Genomic DNA, 23508 nt, shown 5'->3' on the forward strand with positions numbered 1-23508 from the left:
TTGGAGGAAAGAATATGATTTTTGAAACTCATGCTCATTACGACGATGAGCAGTTTGACAAAGACCGCGAAGAACTGCTGGATTCTATGGAGAAGAATGGAATTGGTACGATCGTAAACGTTGGTTCTAATATGGAAACATCAAGGTGGACGGTAAAAGCCGCAGAAAAGTATCCGTTTCTTTATGGCGCGGTGGGGGTTCATCCGTCGGAAACCGGTGAGATGAAGACAGAGGATCTGGACGAGCTTAAAGGATATGCGTCAAATCCCAAAATTCTTGCCATTGGGGAGATTGGACTGGATTATTACTGGGACGAACCCGAACGTCCTGTACAGAGAAAATGGTTTGAGGCACAGATGGAGCTTGCCAGGGAAACGAAGCTTCCGATGGTAATCCACAGCCGGGATGCCGCGAAAGATACGGAGGATATGATGCGGGCAGCCCACGCAGAAGAGATTGGGGGAGTGGTCCACTGCTTTTCTTACCCCAAAGAAATGGCAAAGAAGTTTTTAGATATGGGATTTTATCTTGGAATTGGAGGAGTTGTGACATTTAAGAACAGCAAAACATTAAAAGAGGTTGTCTCCTATGTGCCGCTGGACAGAATTTTGCTGGAGACGGACAGCCCTTATCTTGCACCGGAACCGAACCGGGGAAAGAGAAATTCCTCATTAAACCTGCCCTATGTGGCGGAACAGATTGCCGTGCTCAAAGGGATCGGCACGAAAGAAGTTATTGAGGTCACAGATCAGAATGCCAGAATGATGTACCGGATGAAAGAGGTTTAGATGGAGAAGTTAAGCAGCCCAAAAAAAACAATAGAGATCATTCAAAAATATAACTTTGATTTTCAGAAGAAGTTCGGACAGAATTTCCTGATTGACAGTCATGTGCTTCAGAAAATCATAGACGCAGCACACATAACCAAGGACGATTTTGTGCTGGAGATAGGACCGGGTATCGGCACGATGACCCAGTATCTCTCAGAACATGCCAAGGAGGTCATGGCTGTGGAGATCGATCACAATCTGATCCCGATCCTCAAAGAAACTCTGGCCGGATATGACAATGTGGAAGTCTTGAATGAAGATATTCTGAAGGTAGACATCGGGAAGATCGCAGAGGAGAAAAATCAGGGAAGACCGATCAAAGTCGTGGCAAATCTGCCGTACTATATAACAACGCCGATCATCATGGGACTGTTTGAAAAGAATGTTCCTATGGACAGCCTTACGGTCATGGTACAGAAGGAAGTGGCACAGAGGATGCAGGCAGTGCCGGGCACGAAAGATTACGGTGCGCTGTCACTGGCTGTCCAGTTTTATGCCGAACCATATATCGTAGCCAATGTGCCGCCCAACTGCTTTATGCCCCGGCCCAAAGTGGGCTCCGCAGTCATCCGCCTGACAAGATATAAAGATATGCCGATAAAGGTAAAAAATGAAAAGCTGATGTTTTCCATTATCAGGGCTTCTTTTAACCAGAGAAGAAAAACACTGCAGAACGGAATTAACAACAGCAGCGCACTTCATTTTTCTAAGGAACAGGTGGTGGAAGCTCTTGGGGAAATGGAACTTTCTCCGACGATTCGTGGTGAGGCACTGAGCCTTGAACAGTTTGCAAGGCTCAGTGACCTGCTGGAGGGCTAGAGAGCCAGAATCCAGTAGCCGAAGTTTCCTGTCTTTTGGCAGGATTCCGGCACGGTTAAGAAATCTCTGAATCCAAAAAGTTTTGCGATGAAATTTTTTTCATTGTCAAAAACGCCTGGAACGCCCAGATAGATCCTGTTTGTCTGTCTGTGCTGACATAACATCAGATGTCCGTAATTTCCGTAGTTCAGCAAAAGGAATCCGTTGGTCTTCATATTTTCCGGCACATGAGGAATATTCTGAAGGTCATCTACTTTGATTTTGATGCTAGGATCCAGCATATAAGAAGGAGGTAAGGGCAAGGTGGGATACTCCTTCCAGTCAAAGAGACTGGGTGTGTTCGGCATTCCCTGTTCTTTGGCTTTCTTTTCTAGTTGAAGGGCTTCAATATATTCTGCCAGTTTTGAATCAGGATCAGCAGTACGTTCTTCCTGCTGTCCGGCAGTTTCTTCTTTTGACGGTTCCTCTTCATTCAATGATTCTGCGCTCACAGGTTCAGTTTCCGGAACTTTCGGTTCTACATAGACACGGGGAGGCTGACCTGCCGGTTCGGGCGCCGGTTCGGGCACCGTGGATTCCGTTTCAGGGGTCCCGGCAGGAATCGGAATTTCCTGCGGAAGTTCATCAAAAGGATCTTCTATCGGAGGAGGCTCAGGAGCGCTGGACGGCGGTTCTTCTTCATCTTCCTCTGGAACTTCTTTGTCTGATGGAGCAGGATTCTGTACAGGGCCGGACTCAGGTATACTTTCTTCCGGGGCAGGTTCTGACGGTTCTGTAACCGCTGGAGTGGGGCCGGGAAGACTTTCTCCCTGAGCAGGTTCCGGCGGTTCCTGGGTTTCCAGAACAGGAGCCTCAGGCTCTATGTTTTCTTCTGCCTGGACAGCCTCCGGCTTCTCTGCCATGTCTTCTGTCGGCAGGAAATTTCGTATAGTGATCGGTTTGTCATCCCACTCTGATCCAAAAAAATGGCTGTTGGAGTGATAGATCAAAAAGCCGTCCACCTGGTCCAGATCTACAACCAGAGGGTAAGTATTCTTAAACTCAATGATGGTGTCATTGCGCTGGAAGGAATCTAATAAGATGCCTTCCATGGTTCCGTGACGGAACCTGTAAAAATAGATTTTGTACGTTAAGGCCTCGTCATTTGTTTTGACATGGAAGTATAAGCGAAGCTGTTTTTGACGCTTCTCAATTTTGGCGAATCCTACATTTTCGCCTTTCATGCCATTGCTGTATTCGTATAGATATGAAACGATTCGTTGATATTCAGCCAATGTGATACTCTCTTTTTGATTTATTCTATGAGGAGGGATTAAAAAATATGACCGGAGGAAGACAGAATGAATGAAAATGAAAAATTTATGAAAGAAGCCATAAAGCAGGCAAAGAAAGCGGCGGCTATAGGGGACGTGCCCATCGGCTGTGTCATAGTATCGGACGGAAAGATCATAGCCAGGGCTTACAATCAAAGAAATAAGAGAAAAACAACTCTGGCCCATGCCGAGTTATTAGCGATTGAGAAAGCCAGCAAAAAGACAGGAGACTGGCGGCTTGAAGAATGTACGATGTATATCACTCTGGAGCCGTGCCAGATGTGCGCGGGGGCTATAGTCCAGGCGAGAATACCAAAGGTCGTTATCGGGGCAATGAATCCTAAAGCGGGATGTGCAGGCTCTGTCCTGAATATCCTTCAAAGGGAGGAATTCAACCATCAGGCGGAGATTGAATCGGGAGTCCTCGGAGAAGAATGCAGCCGGATGATGAGTGATTTTTTCCGTCAGCTGAGAAAGAAGGGATAAGTATTGCCGATAAGGATAATGAAGTCCCGGCATATTTCTGAAATTCATTCCGTACCACCTGATAATCAGGGAAAGAGGAAAAAACAGCGGCCTTACAGCTGTTGATGCCATGACTCCTGACTGTGTCAAGGAATGGCTGATAAGGGCACAGATCCGAGTACATTTTAAAATATTCTTCAGTTGTAAGCAGCTTTGCAGTGCCGTCCTGCATTGGATAATTCATAGTCTCACCTTCCTTTATCCTATCAATTATAGTACTGAAAGGGAAAAATACAATAGAAAATAAAATAAAAGTTGACGAATGTGAAGAATATTTAGTATAATCAAATTTGCACACATAATATAATTTTAATACGTCAAAAAGCTTCCGTGCAGCCGGGGAGGCAGCGGTGCCCTGTATCTGCAATCCGCTAAAGCAGAGGTGATGGCCTGTTTCGGGCTTTTCTCTGTGGAGCTGCCCTTCATAAGTGGCGTTGATGTTTGGGTCTTACGCAATGAGAATCTATGAACCGTGTCAGGTCGGGAACGAAGCAGCACTAAGTAGAACCTTTCATGTGCCGTAAGGGTGCCTGGGCTGAGTTAACTGTGAAGGTAACGTCTGTGGAGAGAGTTCAACGCAGGCCGCACGGATTTTAAAATAGAATATTTGTATTTAGAAACCGATTTTAAGGCATAGCTTTAGAATCGTTTTTTATTTCGTAGGAAAGTTCTACGACCTTCCCTATGAAATAAAAACGCTCCGCGGGTTGTGTTAGGGAATCCACTTTTTTTAGAAACGCCCCGTTATGCATAGAACAATCGGCAGCAGGTAAATCTTCCAGTATTTGTGCTATATGCATAGACTTCGATTTCCTATAATATATATGATAAGATAAAGGTTCATCAAATATTTAGATTGAAAAGAGGGAATCCATTTGGACAAAAGAAGCAATCAAATATTAAATCAACTTTTGGCAGGGGGCAGACTGCAGCTGACGGAAATTTCGGAAAAGTATCAGATTTCTGAACGGATTGTGCGCAAAAAGATCAGAGAGCTGAATGACGAATTAAATGAAAACGGACTGCCTCCGGTAAGTATAAACGGAGAGGGAATTTTAAGGTTTGAGGGCAGGGAAGAAGGACTTTTGGAACAGATCCAAAAGTTTATTATGAAAAATGATTTTTATACATATCGCCTGTCCAAAAATGAACGAAAGACAATACTTGCTATGCTTCTTTTGAAGCATGAGAAGTATGTGACGGCAGCCTGGATTTCAGAGTACATCAGTACGAGCAGAAACACAGTGATCAGTGACCTGAATGATCTGAAGGACTGGTTTTTGAAAAATAATATGAAACTTGTTTCCCAGGTGCAAAAAGGGTATATTGTAGAAGCTTCGGAAGGAGACATACGTTCCGGTATGCTGAAGCTCCTTGAGCTGAATCTGGATGAAGAAAAATATGGTGCAATGGGTGCTTTCCACGTGTTCGGACATCTTCTCCTGAAAGAAATTCAATATCAGGGACGGTATGAAACCATACAAAAGGTTTTAAGGGAAGAAGAATTGAGGTATGACTGCTTTCTTTCCGACTTCTCTTTTTCGGTGGCAGTCTATGAACTGCTGATCCTGGTTGAAAGGGTAAAAAAAGGAAAAACAATAGAAAAGGAAAGACAGCCGGACTGGGGAAATGCATCCCAGAGCTCAAAATATCCGCTGAGCAGGACTGTACTGGACCGGCTGGGAGAAGAATTTTCACTGGATATACCGGCAGCGGAAGCAGAAAATTTTGTATTCTGCCTCAGAAGAAAAAGCTATCTGAAAAGCGGAACGAACAATGTAGAACAGCTGGTGATCCCTGTGCTGATCGGGGAGGTCATTTACCGTATTATCAGCAGGTTTCGGATTAATTTTTATCTGGATTTTGCACTTTACGATTTGCTGGTGGATCATATGAAATCTTCTATCTATCGGATGTCTTCGGGAGAGGTCCTGGAAAATCCGTTTCGGGGAGAAATCGAAAAGGGATATCCCGAAGTGTTCTGTACGGTGGAAGAATGTCTGAAACCATTGGAGGATTATCTTGGGGTGAAAGTTCCCAGAGATGAAGTTTCCTTTCTCGTCATGTATTTTGCATCTATGCTGGAGTGGGACAAACTGGAGCGGATGAGGGAACAGAAAGTGCCCGCAGTCCTCGTATGCGCGATGGGAAGGGGAACCGTCCAGCTCATGCTCGCAAAACTAAAACAGCTGGAGGATGTACTTGAGATCACGGAGGTGAGATCCTCACATGAACTGAAAGATATGGGAAACATAAACGATCAGCTGGTGATCTCCACAGTCACATTTCCCGAAGGGGAGATACAAAACATCCTCATGGTCAGTCCTCTGCTGGAACAGGAAGATATTTACAGAATTCGGAGAAAGGCAACAAAGTTAAGGGAGAACTGGTCCGGAGACCAGACGGCAGAGACAGGAAAATTTCTCAAAATAGAAGAAAAGACCGAGAGGAATTCTCTTGGAGCTATGCTCTCGGCAGACAGGATCGCACTGAAGCAGGAAGCGCAAAGCTGGGAGGAAGGGGTCAGAGAAGCAGGCAGGCTTCTCTATGAATCCGGGGCCGTCACCTATGAGTATATAGAAGCTATGGTCGAAAATATTAAGGTAAACGGTTCCTATGTGGTGATTTATTCCGGCATCGCAGCCCCTCACGCAGAGCAGGAAAAAGGGGCGGTCAGAGAGGCAGCCAGTCTGGTGAGCCTTAAAGAACCCGTGATATTTGGGAACAGTGAAAATGATCCGGTCAGTTATATTGTAGGCTTGAGTATCTTAAACTCCAACAGCATTAACTGTGCTATTTATAACCTGGTGCGTCTGTTTTCCCAGGAAGAGACAAAAAGCCGGATTGAGGCTCAGGAATCTCCGGAGGGCATGCTTGAGACAATCCGGAGGCTGGAAGATGAATACTGCAGATAAGGTAAGGAGCAGAACCTTTTGATGGTTCTGTTCTTTTTTTGCCAATAAACAAACATATGCCAAGCTTATATATCTTTATTAGTACAATTTAGTGCTCGTTTCAATGACTTCTCTTGTCCTTTATAGGGTATCTTCTGAGGCCTATAATGAACTTAACAAAAAGACAGACAAATACACTTGAGATCGGAGGGAACCATGATCTGGGAAAACTTAAAAGACACATTGGTACAGACAGATTTGAGGGCAGAAAATGAACAGGAGATATTTGAACAGTTAGGAGGTGTGTTAGTTTCAGAGGGCTACTGTAAAGAAAGCTATGTGAAGGCGTTAAGCGAGAGGGAAAAGGTTTATCCTACGGGAGTCTTAGCAGGAAATATCGGTGTGGCAATTCCGCACACAGATCCGTGTTATGTAGAAACAACTGGAATCGCCATTGGGGTGCTGAAAGAGCCGGTATCATTTTTTCACATGGGAACCAATCCGAAAGAAAATGTGAAAGTCCCGGTGAAGTTTGTCATGATGCTGGCAATCGCGGGAAAACAGCATTTGGAAGTGCTTCAGAGAGCCATTCTTTTAATACAGGATGCAGAGATTTTGAGAACGCTTGTAAACGCCGGGAATCCGGAGGAAATCATTCAAATCATCAAAAATAAGGAGGATTCATTATGAGGACTTACAGAATTTTATCAGCATGCGGGACGGGAATCGCAACATCAACGGTGGCATCTGAGACGTGCAAACGGCTGCTGGCAGAAAGGGGGATTCCCTCAGTGGAGATCTCGGAATGTAAAGCGCTGGAAGTAGTCGGGAGAGCTGAGATTTTTAATCCGGATGTGATCATCCACACTGCGGAGATACCGGTAACTGAGTTAAAAGAGTATAAAACCTACCGAACGCTGGAATTTATCACCGGGTTTGGAGCAGAAGAGAAAGCTGATGAAATAGCAGACTATTTGAAATCATTGGAGTAAAGGAAAAAGAAAGGGAGGAAAGCTATGAGTGTTTTACAGTACATCTTGGATTTAGGTTCATCTGTGGTCATGCCGCTGATCATAACCATTCTCGGACTGGTCCTGGGTCAGAAATTTTCCAAGGCATTCCGGTCAGGTATGACCATAGGCATCGGATTTATCGGAATTAATCTCGTGATTGGACTGATGGGAGACTTCGTAAGCCCTGCCGCGCAGGCAATGACACAGAGGTTTGGAATGAATTTATCGGTTATTGACGTAGGATGGCCGGTCAGCGCGTCCATCGCCTTCGGCACACAGATCGTTCCATTTGTGTTCCTCGTCTGTTTTGTCTTAAATATTATTATGCTTGCTGCCAACACCACAAAGACACTGAACATTGATATTTGGAATTATTGGCACTTCATTTTAACCGGGGCGCTGGTACAGTTTTTGACAGGAAGTATGATTGCGGGAGTTATAGCATCAGGCATCACCTTTATCATCATTATGAAGCTGGCAGATTACTCAGCACCAAGGGTGCAGGAATATTTCGGCCTTCCAGGAGTTTCTCTGCCCCACACAGAGACCGTGAGCTGGGCGCCTATATGCATTTTAATGGATAAGGTTTATGACAAAATACCAGGGATCAATAAGATTCACTTCGATGGGGAAACGATCCAGAAGAGATTTGGAATCATCGGCGAGCCGATGGTTTTAGGACTGATCCTTGGAGCAGGCCTTGGAGCTTTGGCGGGATACGAGCCTAACAAGATCGTTACCCTCGGAGTCAATATGGCTGCGGTTATGTTCATTCTGCCGAGAATGGTAAGGATTCTCATGGAAGGGCTTATGCCGCTGAGTGAAGACGCGAAGAAATTCCTGGCAAAGAAGTTTCCGGGAAAGGAAGTCAACATCGGAATGGATGCAGCCATCGCAACAGGATCTCCTATGGTTATCTCGGCTGCACTGATCATGATTCCGGTCACTCTTTTGCTGGCAGTAATCCTTCCGGGAAACAGAGTGCTGCCGCTGGTGGATCTTGCGACACTGCCATTCTTTATGATCTGGCCGGTCGTGGCGTCCAAAGGAAACCTGTTCCGCTCACTGATCACAGGAACGCTGATGATGATTGCAATTTTATATATTGCTACCAACTTAGCGGGAACAGCCACGTTGATCGCACAGTCAACAGACTTTACGTTTCCGGCAGGGGCAAAGGCGATTTCTTCCCTGGATACAGGAGCCCATTTAGTACCGTACATCATATATAAGATTGCAGAATTTTTTCAGATGCTGTTTTAAAATTTTCACATAAGGAGGCTATATGCTATTAGAAAAAGAAAGAACCAAGGTTATCGAAATTGCATTGAAAATACAACAGGAGAAGCTGATTCCTCTCACATTCGGTAATTTCAGCCTGAGAGATCCGGAGACAGGATATGTGTGCATTACGCCAAGCGGAATGCCCTATGAGACTCTTCATCCTTCAGATATTGTGGTTGTGACTGCCGATAACCAGATCGTAGACGGGGAACGCCGGCCGTCAATTGAAATGCCGCTTCACACAGCCATGTACCGGAGGCGGCCGGATGTGTTCGGCGTCGTCCACACCCATTCCACCTACTGTACGGCATGGGCCTGTGTAGACGGAGGGATGCCGTGCATCACCTCGGAAGCGGCAGGTCTGGTAGGCGGAAATATCCGCTGTGCCGCTTTTGTACCGCCTGGAAGTGACGAATTGGCAGAAGTGACTTCAGAGGCGATTGGGGATGACAAAGCAGTGCTGATGGGAAATCACGGAGCAATTTGTATCGACGAGACAATTGACAAGGCATATAATGATGCAATTGTACTTGAGGAAAGTGCAAAGGTGGCGTATCTGGCTTATCAGATGGGGAATGTAAATACGCTGGAAGACCAGATGTGTAAATTTCTAAAAGAAGACACAGATCAAAACTATGGACAGAAATAAGAATTAGGAGGATGGAAACATGCAGGGGAAAATGAAAGCACAGATGTTTTATGCACCGGGAGATGTAAGGTTTGAGGAGACGGATATTCCACAGATTAAAGACGATGAGGTATTGGTTCAGGTAAAAGCAGCATTGACCTGCGGCACAGACCTGAAAACATACAGGAGAGGACATCCGACCATTATCACTTCTGTACCTTCCACATTCGGCCATGAGTTTTCCGGAGTAGTTGTGGAGGCAGGAAAGGACGTTACAAAATTTAAGGTAGGGGACCGAATCGTGGGAGCCAATACCGCCCCGTGCTTCGAGTGTGAGCATTGTAAAAATAAGAGATACAGCCTTTGTGAAAATCTGCAGTATCTGAACGGCGCGTATTCTGAGTATGTAGCCGTGCCGTCTCACATTCTGAAATATAATTTTTATCATGTGCCTGAACATCTGCCGTTTGAACAGGCGGCACTTCTGGAACCTCTGGCATGTGCGGTCCACGGAAGCGATCGGATACCGGCCAAGGTGGGAGACACCGTCGCAGTCATCGGGGCAGGACCCATCGGACTCATGTTTATGAAGCTGTTAAGCCTGAAAGGATGCAGAGTCATAGCCGTAGATTTGTCGGATTACCGCCTGGAGCAGTCTGAGAAATTCGGGGTATGGAAAACTGTCAATGCCTCCGGGGAAGAACATATAAAACAAGTGAGAGATTTGTGCGGCGGAAAAGGGGCCGATGTGGTCGTAGAAGCAACAGGATTCCCGGAAGTCTGGGAAAATGCCGTAAATATGGTGAGGCCGGGAGGAACGGTTCTTGCATTCGGGGGCACCAAAGCAGGCACAAGCATTACCCTGGACTGCCAGAAGTTACACTATGAGGAGATCACACTGAAGGCCGTTTATCATCACACGCCGTACCATGTACAGCTGGCTCTGAAACTGCTGTCCAACGGACAGATCGACGGCAGTCTGTTCATCACAGGGCATTATCCTTTAGAAAAAGCAATTGATGCACTGGAGAGCATCGGCAGGCAGGAAGGCATCAAATACGCAATTATCCCTTAAAATAAACGTCCTTCAGGCTTGGCGCGCTTTGCGCGATAAGGTATACCCACAGGGCACACCGTAATTTATGCCCTTCGGGCTTGGCGCGCTTTGCGCGATAAGGTACAATAGTTATTGTATGAATGTTGTTTGAAATGGAGGGTCTTATGAGTACGATTACGGTGATTGGAGCAGGAGTGATGGCGTCAAGCCTTTCCTTTCCTGCTGTGGAAAATGGAAATGAGATGCGTCTTACAGGCACGCCGCTGGACAGGGAGATTATTGATTCGGTAAAGGAAAACCGTTACCATCCCACACTCAAAAGAACGCTGCCCGAGGGCGTAAAGGCATTTCAGATTGAAGAACTGGATGCTGCGCTTTCTGGCTGTGATGCAGTGATACTGGGAGTCAGCAGCTTTGGGGTGGATTGGTTTATTGAAAATGCCCTGGCAAAGATACCGGATAAAATACCGGTGATCGCAGTGACCAAGGGTGTTAAGGTATATGACGACGGGACGATCCAGACATTTCCCGAACTGTTTGAATCAAAAGCAGAGAATGGAAAAAGCCATGAATTCTGTGCCATCGGAGGGCCCTGCAGGTGCTATGAGCTGGCAGACCATGACGATACAAGAGTCGCATTCTGTGGAAAGAACATGGAAGTCCTTGAGTTCTTTAAGAGGCTTTTAGAGAGGCCGTATTATCACATTGATCTGACACAGGATGCAGCCGGGCTGGAAATTGCGGTTGCCCTTAAAAATGCATATGCTCTTGGAGTCAGTCTTGGCATCGGTCTGGAAGAAAAACAGCAGAAATATATGTGCAACACTCAGTCTGCACTGTTTGGACAGAGCTCTTATGAGATCATGAAATTTGTCCAGTACATGGGAGGAAATGTTGAAAACTCCATTCACGGAATCGGCGACTTGTATGTGACTGTCATGGGCGGCCGTTCAAAGGAAATCGGAAAAAGGCTAGGGGCAGGTATGCCATATGAACAGGCTATGGAAGAACTCAAAGGTGTGACTTTAGAATCAGTGGTCATCGCCCGACGGGCGGCGAAAGCTGTTAGAATTCTTTCTGAGAAAAATCAGATGAAAAAAGAAGATTTCCCTCTGATTTTACATATTGATGATGTTTTGCAGCACGGATCAATGCTCGATATACCTTGGAAGAAGTTCAGAGTAAATGAATAAGAAATAAGTTCAGATTCTATATCTCCGGGACGGCATGAAAGCGTTCCGGAGATATCGGCAGTTATAAGGAAGGCGCCAATGTGGTCATGAATTACCGGTCAGGAAAGGACGAGGCGGAGGCACTGATCCGCCAAATGAACCGGGAGTGTTCCGGAAAGGTCTTTGGGTTTCAGGGAGATATGATGGAGGAATCCGACAGGAACGGACTGTTTTTGGCTGCTTGTGAACAGTTTGGAGGCGCAGATATCCTCGTGAATAATGCGGCCGCCTGGACAACTTCCATGGCTGCCAAAATGCCGGAAGAAGACTTCCGCAGAGTTCTGGAGATGAATCTGACAGTGCCGTTTCTGCTTTCTCAAAAGCTGATTTGCCATCTCACGGAGGCAGGAAAAAAGGGAAGTATTTTAAATGTGGTTTCCAAAGCGGGCATCATGGGATCAAAAAGAAATCATTCCCATTATGCATCATCGAAAGCCGGTCTGATCGGGCTTACCAAATCTCTTGCCAGGGAAACTGCAGAATACGGAATTACTGTAAATGCCATTGCTCCGGGATACATGAAGACAGACATGCTCATGAAATCTTTTAAGGATAAAAAAGACGAAGAAGAACAGAACAAAAAGATACCCATAGGAAGAATTGCAGATCCAGGGGAAGTGGCAAATGCGGCTGTCTTCCTTGTGTCAGAGAGGGCTTCCTATTTTACCGGAATTACTTTTGATGCCACAGGCGGAATGCTGATGTGCTGAAATGTCATAAAGATTTCACATTGATAAGTTTGAAAGCTCTCTGTACTCATGATAAAATATTCTTTAGAACTGGCAGGCATAGGAGAGCCAGTCACGATACAATTCAGAAAGAGGTGTGAATTCTATGGCAAAGATTGAATTACCTGATGTAAAGGATATTTTTTTAGAATACCGGAAAATGCAGCTGTTATATCAGTCAGCGCTTAAAGAGATCGGAACAAAGCTTGAGATATTAAATGACGAATTTAAATTTGTGCACAAATATAATCCAATCGAACATATCGAATCCCGGATGAAAAGTGAAGAGAGTATTGTCCGGAAGCTCATGAAAAAGGGGCAGGATATTACGGTAGAAAACATTGAGAGATATATTGACGACGTGGCAGGGATCAGAGTTATCTGCTCCTTCACCCCGGATATTTACCGCATCGTAGACATGATTTCCAATCAGGACGATATTGAAGTAGTAAAAATCAAAGATTATATGGTCAACCCAAAACCCAGCGGGTACAGGAGTTACCATATGATCGTGAAAGTTCCGATCTTTCTCTCGGATACAGTCGTACCAACAAGAGTAGAGATACAGATCCGCACGGTTGCCATGGACTTTTGGGCGTCTCTGGAACACAAGATTTATTACAAGTATGACGGACATGCTCCGGAATATATCCGGTCAGAACTTCGGGAATGTGCGGAGATGATCAGTTATCTGGACAGTAAGATGCTGGCGATCAATGAAGAGATCCACAGCCTGAAACAGGAGGATATGAGAAGAGAACTTTAAAAATTTTGTTCCTTTTTTTGCTCCTTTCTCATAGTATATTATCAGTAGAGAAAAGGAGCAGCGAAAATGATGGATCGTGAAGGTTTAGGTGATCTGCCGACATTCGATATGGAGTCTCTTTCCAGAAAGCCGATGGTGATGATGGATGAGCAGGATGAGGACGATTATCAGTACATTACGAGGATGTATGGACCGGTTGCAGGAAAAGTACTTGAGTACATTGAGGATGCATGCGACCAGTTGGAGTACAAGGGAAGTATGATGTTTGACGAGTATCTGGACCGTACAGGGGTTCTTGTACTTGCCGATCATATCTATGACAAGATAAAGGAAATGGAAAAGGAAGACTGCATAAAAAAGGACCGCCTTCTTTATCAGATGGTCTGCACACTGCTGGGAGGAGAACTCTATCACCGCAGATGCCGTTACAGGAGAAAATGCAGGATGTTTTCAGACTAAAAATATATTTTATGGAGACAGAGATGCCGCAAAACAGCTGGAGTACAGTTGTTTTGCGGCATCTTTTGTCAGATGGTGCCGGGTTTGTTTTGCCATACTTTATAGATTTCTTCCTTTGAGGAAGAAGGATAGAGTCTGATCAGACGGCAAATGGAGGCGATAGTCTGAGGATCTTCCTCTAAGGCATCGGCTATCTCTGCCTCAGTTTTTCCTCGCTGCATCTTTTTTTGTATTTGCTCAATTATTTTTGTATATTCCCCTTCTTTTAAACCTTCTTCTCTGCTGTACTCCATCTGGGTTACGTAATCTGAAAGGTTTTTTTGGCGGAACAAATATTCGTCCATACGTTCAGGATCGCGTTCCAGCAATTCGAGTTCCCTGATGGCTTCTTCAATATAAGGATCTTTTTCTATCATGGCACGTTCCTCCTCTCCCTCTGCGCAAATAAAACATGCCCATTGATATAACTTTTTATGCTCTTTTTTTACCTGTGAAGAATTTAGTTTTTGTAACTCTATCACATGAATTTCCCACTGATCGCTGTATAGACTGTGTCTGCTAGTTTATCATATATGGAAAGTTTTTTCAATATCACCTAGTATTTTACAATATACTCACTAAAATGTCAAATTATGTATTCCGAGGCTTTCAGTGAATATTTTTATGAGATAACTAAAAAGATCTCTTTCTTTAGTCTGCACTTTGTTAAATCTTTTCCCGATTCGCTTTGTATTCGGCCGCCTGAAAGCATGTTTTCAAATTCTTTTCTGGATAACTGCAGCTTTTCACGCAGTATTACCGATACTTTTACATCTGATGCATAATTGCTTCTTATATGCAGTCTTACGGGTCCGTCAAATGCAGCACATCCGGATATCTTGTAATCGTATGGACCGATTCTGCAGCCGTTTCGTCTCAATATCGGCTCACCTTTACATGTTATGTATCATTTTCTCCTGCCGGATGATTCTTTGGATGCTTTTCAGAGACAGAAAATATTTTTCAGACAGTAAATCCTGGCTCTCTCCCGCAAGATACTCACTGAATATTTGTGCATTGCGTTTTTGAAAATACTTTAAAGATGCAACAGAACTCCCACGGGGCTTTTTTCTGTCCGATCTTCTTGGTATATAAATGCTCTCCCCTTCTACATATTTTTGGATTTCTTCAAGAAGTTCAAGGGGAAGTATATGTTTCGCTTTCTTATAGCTCATACTGCTCTCCTAAAATAAAAAAATTGATTTGGAACAGCAAGGGCTATTTGTTGAGATTTTAACGTTATAAATCATGCTGTTATTCAGCATGGCTGCAAATAGCTCCCTGCTATGCAGCAAAAACAATGGGATCAAGCATATGAATTTACCTTCTCTTTTATTACTAGTTATTATATCATTTTTTGTAAAAAATAATAGTCTTAGATTACCAGCGCCGAGTCTGAATTCATAATTTGGTCTTTGTAATTTTTTACTATCGCCGTCAAGCAGTCTGCTGCTCTTAAACTTTCCTTAAATTTGTTGTGTTTCCTCAGGAAAACGGATAAAATATACAGATAGGACAGAGAGAATGTCAGGAGGATCTTATGAAGCGGGAAAAAGCCATACTAGCAGCAGTCTTTGGACTGATTTTTATTCTTGCTCTTGGAATATGGAATTATATTTTGATAGGAAAAAATAATCAGGGTGTCAGTGAGACAAGTCAGGCATCCCTGCCTGTGCTGACCATAAACACCGGAGGAGAAGAGATCAATGAACTCCATGGATACACAGAGTCCGTGGACGCATCTTTGATGAGAGATTCCATCACGCCGATAAAGGAGGATAAATTCCAGGTTTTTATGAAACACGGAAACAGCTCCATCGAAGCGCTGGATTATAAAATATATAAAGAGAATAACCGCTCTGCTCTGGAAAAAGGAGTAGTAGCTTTTCAGCAGAAAAAAAGCGGTGCGGCAGCGGACTTAAAAGTCAAGAGCCGTCTGGAGTCGGGGAAAACATATCTTTTGGCTCTGTCTATAGAAGATGAGGGACAAAAAATCACATATTATACCCGCATTATTTACGGTACCGATCTGCATTTTGCCGAGTGTCTGAAGTTTGCAAAGGAATTTCACGATGCCACTTTGACAGAGGGAAGTTCAGAATATGTAAAAAAATATTTGGAAGTAAAGGACGGAACTATGACAAATGATCTTTCTTTCGTTGATATTTCTTCCAATCAGGAGGCAGTCTGCTATGCATCACTGAAACCAAAAACTGAGCGCATGTACGCGCCGGTCATCAAAGAGGCCAGCTCTAATGTGACATCGGTGGAGTACAGATTTATTTTGTCTGCAGAAAACAGCAAAGGGATCAAGCAGTACTATCAGGTGACAGAATACTTCCGTATCAGATATTCCAAAGACCGGATGTATCTGCTCAATTACGAGCGGACTCAGAATGCGTTTTTCCGCTATGACGCACTGGACCGGGCAAACAACAGAATACTGATGGGGATCACGCAGATGAATCCCGAAGAACTGATCAGCAGGAACAGCGGGCGGAAAGCGGCATTTGTTCAGGAAAATGAGCTGTGGTATTACGATTATAAAAATGCTTCTATGACAAGAGTGTTTTCTTTTGTGGGAGAAGACTACAGAGACTCCCGAAACAATTATCCGCAGCACGGTATCCATGTGATGGAGATGGATAAAAGCGGAAACATTAAATTTATTGTATATGGATACATGAATCGGGGAGAACACGAAGGCAAGAATGGAATCGGTGTCTATGAATATGAAGCGGAGAGCGGAAAAGCAGACGAGAAAGCTTTTATACCGGTGAAGATCCAGTATGAAAATTTAAAAGATGAGATTGAAAAAGGAGCATACCTGAGTGACAGCGGAAAGTTCTATTTTGAGCTGGACGGGGCTTACTACCAGGTCGATCTGGACAGCCGGGAGTCAAAAACCATTGCAAAAAATATCAGCAGCGGCATGGTCGCAGTCTCCGGAACCGGAATGCTTGCCATAACGGAAAATGAAACGGACATACGGATCATAGATCTGGAAAATAACAAAGAGCATAAGCTCCGCTGTGATAAAGGAGAACGGATCAAACCGATCGGTTTTGTGAAAGAAGACCTTGTGTACGGTATTGCAGATGCAGGGGATGTGAAGACAAGAAAAGACGGTTCCGTCCAGTTTCCAATGAAAAAAGTTGCAATTGTCGATGACAAAAATCAGGAACAGGCCAAGTTTGAAAAGAGCGGAACCTATGTTACGGACGCCAGGGTAGACGGAACTGTTGTCGTACTCAGTCCGGCCAGACGCTCAGGAACAGGGTACAAGAGCATGAAAGAGGATTATATTCGCTACAAGGATAAGACGGAGGATAAAGCTTCACTGGAATACGGATATACAAGCGACCGTCTGAACCAGGTATATCTATCATTCCCTGATTATGTATATGTACAGACAGTTCCGAAGTATTTATCTTCTGCGCTCAGCCAGACCGGGAAAGAGTGCAGCGTATCCTTTGCGAACAATGAACAGCGGTATAAAAATGTCTATATTTATGCCGGCGGTTCACTGAAGGGAACTTATACGGATATGGCAAAAGCTATTAAAGAAGCTCAGAAAAACGCAGGTGTGGTAGTTAATTCAAGCCAGCTGTACCTGTGGGAAAAAGGAGTTATGAAGAGCTACGGGAAAGTGGCAAATATTCCGATGGTGAAAGCAGAGTCCAAAGACGAGACCGGAATTGCCTGTGTAAAAATGATTACGGATTCCGAGGGAAAGGATGTCACCTACGGACAGCTGAAGCGGAGCAAAAAAGATGTTTACGGCATGCTGTATGATTCTATGGACAAAATGGCAGCAGATTACACCGGATGTAAATTTGAAGACGTTCTCTACTGCATCAGCAAAGGAAGGCCGGTCATTGCAAAAAGGGCCAACGGCACATTTATTCTGGTCATGAGTTATAACAATACAAAGATCAGATATTTTGATCCTCTGAAGGAAGAATCTGTTCAGGCGGAACGGTCTTCAATGGAGAGAGAATTTAAAAAGGCAGGCAATGTATTTTACAGCTATGCGAAATAGAGAAGGTGAGACATGAAGTTTATACACATTGGAGACCTCCATCTCGGAGCTTGTCCGGAAACAGAGAGGGGATGGGGGGAAGAGCGGAAAAAGGATATTGAGCAGAGCCTCAGTGAAGTCATTGCACTGGCCAATGAAGAACAGGCAGACTTCTTATTTCTGTGCGGAGATATCTTTCACAAAAAACCATCATTAAGGGATTTAAACAGGCTGGATTCTTTTTTGTCCCAGCTGGTATGTACCAAGGTTTTTATGATCGCGGGAAATCATGATTTTATTGACGAAGGATCGGCATATCTGCGATATCGTTTTTCTGCTGATGTGCATCTGTTCACTGAAAAAGAACTTACGAGAGTATACGAAGAGGCACAGAATACCTATATCTACGGTCTCAGCTATCACAGCAGGGAAATTACGGAGCCTTTATATGATGAGGCAAGGCCAGGGACAGAAGAAGGTATTCATATTCTTTTAGGGCACGGAGGGGACGGCACACATAGTCCCATTGATTTTCACAAACTAAAATGGTCGGGATTTGACTATGCCGCGTTAGGCCATATTCACAGTCCTGAGATGATATCAGAGGATCTGATCGCCTACGGCGGCAGCCTGGAACCTTTAAACAGGACGGAGACAGGGCGCCGCGGATTCTTTTTGGGAGAGATCACAGACGAAAAGAAAGTCGTCCGTTTCCTGCCGGTCAATCAAAAAAGTTATGTGGAAGTACGGGTGAACCTGACAAAAGATATGGATGATCAAGAAATTCTCTTTGCTGCGGAAGAAGAGATGAAGCTGCTGGGGGAAAACCAGATGTTTACGCTGTTCCTTCAGGGCTCTAAAAGAGCAAGGATTCGTCCTGATTTTGATCTGCTCGGAGCAAAATACAGGATCGTGGATATTGTTGACGAGACGAGGGGGAGCTGTACGGAAGATTCGCTGTTGGAATCCAACAAAGATAATATCATCGGTGCCGTACTGCGCCGCCTTGAGGGAATGCCGGAAGCGTCACGTTTTGCCGGGGATGCATTTGAGCAGGCATCCAGGGGATTATATCAGAGGCGCCGGTCAGAGAAACGGGAGAAAAGATCTGCTTTTTATATCCGGAATATTTATATCGACGGTTTCGGGAAATTCTGCGGAAAAGAATTATCCTTTGAGCCTGGATTAAATATTGTATATGGACCAAACGAGAGCGGGAAGACTACAATAAAAGAGTTTATCGTGCATATGCTGTTCGGTCTGGAAAAATCCAGAGGCATTGCAGCGAGATCTGATGCATATACTATATATACGCCGGTTTATGGAGGAAATTACGGAGGAGGCATGGAGATCATATCGGACGGACATGCCTGGCTGCTTGAGAGAAGCTTTCGCACGGGAGAGAAGTCTTTTAATGTGTATGATAAGGAATCAGGTGAAAAAGGTGATCTCTCAAAGCTGTATACTCTGAGCCTCGGTGCATACACAGATACTTTCTGTATTCAGGAAGGGGACATTCCTCCGTCAGGAAATCTCTCTATGGAACTTACCAACTATACATCCAATCTGACAGGCAGCAATACAGCAGATATAAAGATCGATCTGGCTCTGAAGGCGCTGAAAGAAAAAAAGAACATGCTGAGAAGAAAAAGCAGAGAGGAATCGATCGTCCTGTCTGAGAAGAGGGAGCGTTATCTGAAGGCTCCCGAGTCTGACGGACAGAGCGGAAAGCCGAGGAGTATTTTGTTTTTTTTGACGGCAGCAGCTGTGTTTGCGGCGGCTGGCTTTGTTCATCCGGGGTTCTTCGCAGGCTGTGCTGTATTTCTGGTGTTATCGGTTCTTTCGGTTAAGTCAGAAAAGAAGGAAATGACAGAGCAGGAGGACTTTAAGGAAGAATTAAGAAGAGACTATCAAATTTTTAAAGAACAAACAGACCGTACAGAATATAATATAAATCAGGCAGATGCGGCCATTCAGGCTGTTTTAGATGCCGCCAGGGAATTCCGGGAAAATCTCGGGGAACAGTTTAACGAAAAGGTCAGTGAGATCGTCAGTTATCTTACGGGAGGAGAGTACGAAAAAGTAAAAATTGATGAATCACTGTCTTTTATGGTAGAATATAAAAACAGGTTTATTGATCTGAAGTATTTAAGCGCGGGAACCGTAGAGCAGATTTACCTGGCTGTGAGGCTTGCCGCGGGAGAGATTCTATATCCGAAGGAACCAGTCCCGGTTCTGATGGATGATATTTTCGGCAATTTTGATGATGAAAGGACCCGGAGGGCGCTTGATTATTTGAGCAGGTATTCCGGCAGGCAGCTGATCTTATTTACGTGTAAGAAAGAGTTTTTTCATCAGCTGGACCGGAAGAATCAGAAAATCCACTGGATTTCCCTAGAGGAAACCAGAGAATAATGAAAGGTGGAGAATATGGCTGAAGAAACAAAAGAGACAAAGAAAGTCATTTCCAAAGAGAAAAAACCAAAAAAGAAGAAAAAGAAAAGAAAGATCCTTGTCAAGATCTCGATTGTTTTTCTTTTTCTGGTGGTTATCGGCTGGTTCACCATCGGAATGAAAGTCATGAAGCTGAGGGCAGAGGCTAAGGATCTGGTAGCCAACACTTCAGAGCAGACATTTAAGGCAACACAGACGAGTGTCGTCTATGATACGAATGGGAAGGTTATCACCAAGCTGAAAGGCGAGAAGGATGTCTATTATCTGAAGTATAAAGATCTGCCGGTGTATGCGGTGGCGGCGATGATTTCCGTGGAGGACAATAATTTTTACAAACATAATGGGGTAGACTTCAGGGGTATCGCCAGAGCAGCAGTATCCTTTGTTACAAATAAGGGAGAAGTTACTCAGGGAGGAAGTACGATCACTCAGCAGCTGGCAAGGACTGTTTTCCTGACACGGGAGATTTCCTGGCAGCGTAAGGTCAAAGAAATGTTTGTGGCATGGGGTCTGGAGAAGGAATACTCCAAGGATCAGATCATGGAGTTTTACCTGAACAACGTTTATTTTGCAAATGGCTATTACGGAATTCAGGCTGCCAGCAAAGGTTATTTTGATAAGGATGCCAAGGATCTGACCATGTCAGAAGCCGCATTCTTGTGTGCGGTCCCTAATGCGCCAAACATGTATGAGCCCTATCATCATAAAGAAAAGACAATGACAAGGCGCGACAAGATCCTCAAGGATATGTATAAGCAGAATCTGATTACTAAATCCCAGAGAGATGAAGCTCTGAGAGAAAAGATCACACTGAAAAAGAAAAAAACTGAGCAGAAGAGAAATTATATTGAAACTTATGTAATTCACAGTGCTACGAAAGCACTGATGAAGAAGCAGGGCTTTGAGTTCCGCTATGTGTTTGACTCTGACGAAGACAAACAGGATTACGATGAGAAATATAACAAGTCTTATGCTGAGTGTAAGAGGACTTTATACAGTGCAGGATACCAGATTCATACATCCATTGACCTGGATGCTCAGAAGGACCTTCAAAGCAGTATCGACAATGCTCTGAGCGGTTATACGGAGAAGGACAAGAACAAGGTTTACAAAGTCCAGGGCGCAGGCGTCTGTATCAACAATGAGACAGGCAAGGTAGCAGCCATCGTAGGAGGAAGATATCAGAAAAATGCAGGATTAGGGCTGAACCGTGCTTATCAGAGTCCGAGACAGCCGGGAAGTGCCATTAAGCCCATCCTTGTCTATGCTCCTGCTATGGAGAGAGGATATGGACCGGGTTCTATCGTGAATGACAACCCGATGAGTCCCAAAGACAAACACAGGGTCAGAAACTCCGGCGGTTCCTATTCAGGAAGTATTACACTGAGGCGGGCGTTGGAGAAATCAAGCAACGTGGCTACTATGAGGCTTTACGAGGAGATCGGGCCGAAATCCGCTCTCCGGTATTTGGAAAAGATGAACTTTAAGAGCCTCGACGAAAATGACTATAAGTATTATACAACCTGCCTCGGCGGCTTCACCTATGGAACTACGGCTGAGGAGATGGCCAGCGGATATGCTGCACTTGCCAATCAGGGCGTGTTCAGAGACCCAACCTGTATTGTGAAGATCGAGGATTCGGACGGTGAGACTGTGGTCTCCAATCCATCCAAGAAAAGAACGGTTTACTCAGCCAATACGGCTTCTATGATGAGCAGCGTTTTAAAGAGTGTTATCACCAACGGTACAGGCCGGGGGGCAAAGGTTCCTAATGTAGATACCGCGGGAAAAACAGGTACTACAACGGACAATAAGGACGGATGGTTCTGCGGATATACACCGTACTATACAACTGCAGTGTGGGTAGGAAGGGATGACAGCAGGGTAATGGCCAACCTGAGCGGTTCCGGTTATCCTAAGACAATTTGGAGCAATTTTATGAATGCTCTCCACAAAGAGTATTCAGGAGGCAAAAAGCTTAATTCCTATGAAGGCGGAGGCGGAACAAACATGCCGACCACAGGCCAGACAACAGCAGGCACGACAGAAAAGGGAAGTAGCAAAGGTACAACCCAGACAACGACTCACGCTACAACACAGGCCACAACCCAGGCGACCACTCAGGCAACGACACAGGCCACAACAGCGGCTACACAGCAGCAGAACGGTGATGATCGACGCGGCGCCGGAAATGACGATTGATAAATAGATAAAGGCAGCAGACTTTAATAAATAGTCTGCTGCCTTTTCCTATACTGCTGATAAATTTATAAATGATTCTTTTCCAAATATTCTTTGATGCGCTCCGTTGGGTCCAGAAGTTCGCTGATGGACCCGTTGTGGTTCAGCGTATCGATCAGCAGAGCTACATATTTGCTCACATCTGATGATACATACCAATCACGCTCCAACAGTTCCGGTGTCTGGTAAGTAAGATTGGTTGTGATAACCTTTTCGATGATACCTTCTTCCACAGCCTTGTCAAAGACATCAAGTCCGTTTGTGAACAGACCGAAGGTAGAAAGACAAAATACACGTCTCGCTTTTCTTGCCTTCAGTTCTTTGGCTACATCGATCATACTCTCTCCGGAAGATATCATATCGTCCAAGATCAGAACGTCCTTGCCTTCCAGAGAATCTCCCAAAAATTCATGGGCCACAATAGGGTTGCGGCCGTCTACGATAGTAGAATAATCTCTGCGCTTATAGAACATACCCACATCAACACCGAGGACATTGGCCATATAGATGGAACGCTGCATAGCACCTTCGTCCGGGCTGATGACCATCAGATGATCACTGTCAAAATTGACTCCGTCGCACTGCTCAACCAGAGACTTTACAAACTGGTAAGTGGGCTGTACCGTATCAAAGCCGCTGTTTGGAATGGCGTTCTGTACACGAGGGTCATGGGCGTCAAATGTAATGATATTCTGTACTCCTAAATGAATCAGCTCCTGAAGCATCATGGCACAGTCCAGAGACTCTCTGGTGCTTCTTTTGTGCTGACGGCTTTCATACAGGAAAGGCATGATGACACTGATTCTCTTGGCTTTGCTGCCGCTGGCTGCAATGAGCCTTTTTAAGTCCTGAAAATGATCATCCGGGGACATAGAGTTCTGATGACCGCACAGAGAATACTTGATGCTGTAATTCAGCACGTCAACGAGAATGTACAAATCGGTTCCGCGGACAGATTCACGGATGATCCCTTTTGCTTCTCCGGACCCGAAGCGGGGACAGCCGGCATCCAGCAGATAGCTTGCCTTGTAATACTCATCATATCCGGGCATATTCTGATAGCGGGGGGCTTCATCTCCGCGCCAGCCTGTAATATACTTATCAATCAGATTGCCAAGGCTTTTGCAGCTCTCCATAGCGATGATGCCAAGATTGCCGTCGGGAAGGGTTTTAAAGTTTCGGTCAGATCGTCTCATTATAAATCT

The 23508-nt window shown here is 44.7% G+C and carries 21 protein-coding genes and 1 other RNA gene; 17 read left to right on the top strand and 5 right to left on the bottom strand.

Annotation, left to right across the window (positions count from 1 at the left end):
- Nucleotides 1-14: 14 nt before the first annotated feature.
- The gene (locus tag P8F77_RS00345) at nt 15-788 is read left to right on the top strand and encodes a TatD family hydrolase (RefSeq protein WP_148460211.1); all 774 of its coding nucleotides are present in this window, start codon (nt 15-17) and stop codon (nt 786-788) included.
- Nucleotides 789-1649: a 16S rRNA (adenine(1518)-N(6)/adenine(1519)-N(6))-dimethyltransferase RsmA gene (gene rsmA / locus P8F77_RS00350; RefSeq protein ID WP_287519292.1), complete on the top strand. Its 861-nt coding sequence runs from the start codon at nt 789-791 to the stop codon at nt 1647-1649.
- On the opposite strand, the gene P8F77_RS00355 is transcribed toward rsmA, so the two are convergent.
- Nucleotides 1646-2923 (bottom strand): DUF6128 domain-containing protein, encoded by a 1278-nt coding sequence (locus P8F77_RS00355; protein WP_287519294.1) that lies wholly within the window; start codon nt 2921-2923, stop codon nt 1646-1648. The two genes, rsmA and P8F77_RS00355, sit on opposite strands and share 4 nt — an antisense overlap.
- Before the next feature lie 66 nt (nt 2924-2989).
- Between P8F77_RS00355 and tadA the strand changes: the two genes are divergently transcribed.
- From tadA to P8F77_RS00415, 12 genes are all read left to right on the top strand, one after another.
- On the top strand, nt 2990-3448 hold the full coding sequence (gene tadA / locus P8F77_RS00360) for a tRNA adenosine(34) deaminase TadA (RefSeq protein ID WP_024728997.1): 459 nt from the start codon (nt 2990-2992) through the stop codon (nt 3446-3448).
- A gap of 367 nt (nt 3449-3815) precedes the next feature.
- Nucleotides 3816-4077: signal recognition particle sRNA large type (gene ffs / locus P8F77_RS00365), an RNA gene on the top strand.
- Nucleotides 4078-4362: 285 nt separating this feature from the next.
- Complete coding sequence (locus P8F77_RS00370; protein WP_287519297.1) at nt 4363-6402, top strand: PTS sugar transporter subunit IIA; 2040 nt, start codon at nt 4363-4365, stop codon at nt 6400-6402.
- 195 nt (nt 6403-6597) lie between these two features.
- A complete protein-coding gene (locus P8F77_RS00375) occupies nt 6598-7071 on the top strand; it encodes a PTS sugar transporter subunit IIA (protein ID WP_024728995.1) in 474 nt (157 codons plus the stop codon).
- Entirely contained in the window at nt 7068-7373 is a 306-nt protein-coding gene (locus P8F77_RS00380; RefSeq protein WP_024728994.1) for an MtlR transcriptional regulator, read from the top strand. The genes P8F77_RS00375 and P8F77_RS00380 overlap by 4 nt, the downstream gene beginning before the upstream one ends.
- Before the next feature lie 24 nt (nt 7374-7397).
- Nucleotides 7398-8657: a PTS transporter subunit IIC gene (locus P8F77_RS00385; RefSeq protein ID WP_024728993.1), complete on the top strand. Its 1260-nt coding sequence runs from the start codon at nt 7398-7400 to the stop codon at nt 8655-8657.
- A gap of 22 nt (nt 8658-8679) precedes the next feature.
- The gene (locus tag P8F77_RS00390; protein WP_024728992.1) at nt 8680-9327 is read left to right on the top strand and encodes a class II aldolase/adducin family protein; all 648 of its coding nucleotides are present in this window, start codon (nt 8680-8682) and stop codon (nt 9325-9327) included.
- Between the two features lie 19 nt (nt 9328-9346).
- The gene (locus P8F77_RS00395) at nt 9347-10381 is read left to right on the top strand and encodes an alcohol dehydrogenase catalytic domain-containing protein (RefSeq protein ID WP_287519301.1); all 1035 of its coding nucleotides are present in this window, start codon (nt 9347-9349) and stop codon (nt 10379-10381) included.
- Nucleotides 10382-10527: 146 nt separating this feature from the next.
- Nucleotides 10528-11556, top strand: coding sequence for a glycerol-3-phosphate dehydrogenase (locus tag P8F77_RS00400; protein WP_024728990.1), 1029 nt, complete (start codon nt 10528-10530; stop codon nt 11554-11556).
- Nucleotides 11557-11642: 86 nt separating this feature from the next.
- Entirely contained in the window at nt 11643-12305 is a 663-nt protein-coding gene (locus P8F77_RS00405; protein ID WP_347256222.1) for an SDR family oxidoreductase, read from the top strand.
- A 124-nt stretch (nt 12306-12429) separates the two neighbouring features.
- Nucleotides 12430-13089: a GTP pyrophosphokinase family protein gene (locus P8F77_RS00410; protein ID WP_148460148.1), complete on the top strand. Its 660-nt coding sequence runs from the start codon at nt 12430-12432 to the stop codon at nt 13087-13089.
- A gap of 66 nt (nt 13090-13155) precedes the next feature.
- On the top strand, nt 13156-13548 hold the full coding sequence (locus tag P8F77_RS00415) for a hypothetical protein (protein ID WP_024728987.1): 393 nt from the start codon (nt 13156-13158) through the stop codon (nt 13546-13548).
- A gap of 68 nt (nt 13549-13616) precedes the next feature.
- Here P8F77_RS00415 and P8F77_RS00420 read toward each other — a convergent pair whose 3' ends face one another.
- The 3 genes from P8F77_RS00420 to P8F77_RS00430 all read right to left on the bottom strand — a co-directional run bounded on the left by P8F77_RS00420 (nt 13617) and on the right by P8F77_RS00430 (nt 14762).
- The gene (locus P8F77_RS00420; RefSeq protein ID WP_347256223.1) at nt 13617-14069 is read right to left on the bottom strand and encodes a PD-(D/E)XK nuclease family transposase; all 453 of its coding nucleotides are present in this window, start codon (nt 14067-14069) and stop codon (nt 13617-13619) included.
- Between the two features lie 140 nt (nt 14070-14209).
- On the bottom strand, nt 14210-14467 hold the full coding sequence (locus P8F77_RS00425; RefSeq protein WP_287519305.1) for a DUF1062 domain-containing protein: 258 nt from the start codon (nt 14465-14467) through the stop codon (nt 14210-14212).
- A gap of 13 nt (nt 14468-14480) precedes the next feature.
- On the bottom strand, nt 14481-14762 hold the full coding sequence (locus tag P8F77_RS00430; protein ID WP_148460145.1) for a CD3324 family protein: 282 nt from the start codon (nt 14760-14762) through the stop codon (nt 14481-14483).
- 365 nt (nt 14763-15127) lie between these two features.
- Between P8F77_RS00430 and P8F77_RS00435 the strand changes: the two genes are divergently transcribed.
- The 3 genes from P8F77_RS00435 to P8F77_RS00445 are packed head-to-tail and all read left to right on the top strand — an operon-like array spanning nt 15128 to nt 22264.
- The gene (locus P8F77_RS00435; protein ID WP_287519307.1) at nt 15128-17629 is read left to right on the top strand and encodes a hypothetical protein; all 2502 of its coding nucleotides are present in this window, start codon (nt 15128-15130) and stop codon (nt 17627-17629) included.
- Between the two features lie 12 nt (nt 17630-17641).
- On the top strand, nt 17642-20023 hold the full coding sequence (locus P8F77_RS00440; protein ID WP_287519309.1) for a DNA repair exonuclease: 2382 nt from the start codon (nt 17642-17644) through the stop codon (nt 20021-20023).
- Between the two features lie 15 nt (nt 20024-20038).
- Nucleotides 20039-22264 carry a PBP1A family penicillin-binding protein gene (locus P8F77_RS00445; protein WP_287519310.1) on the top strand — a complete coding sequence of 742 codons (2226 nt, stop codon included), beginning with the start codon at nt 20039-20041 and terminating at the stop codon, nt 22262-22264.
- Nucleotides 22265-22329: 65 nt separating this feature from the next.
- Here P8F77_RS00445 and P8F77_RS00450 read toward each other — a convergent pair whose 3' ends face one another.
- Nucleotides 22330-23499, bottom strand: coding sequence for a ribose-phosphate pyrophosphokinase (locus P8F77_RS00450; protein WP_024728980.1), 1170 nt, complete (start codon nt 23497-23499; stop codon nt 22330-22332).
- Between the last annotated feature and the right edge of the window lie 9 nt (nt 23500-23508).

Origin of the sequence: Anaerostipes sp. PC18 (assembly GCF_039789045.1) — a bacterium.
In the GTDB taxonomy this organism is placed as follows: Bacteria; Bacillota; Clostridia; order Lachnospirales; family Lachnospiraceae; genus Anaerostipes; species Anaerostipes hominis.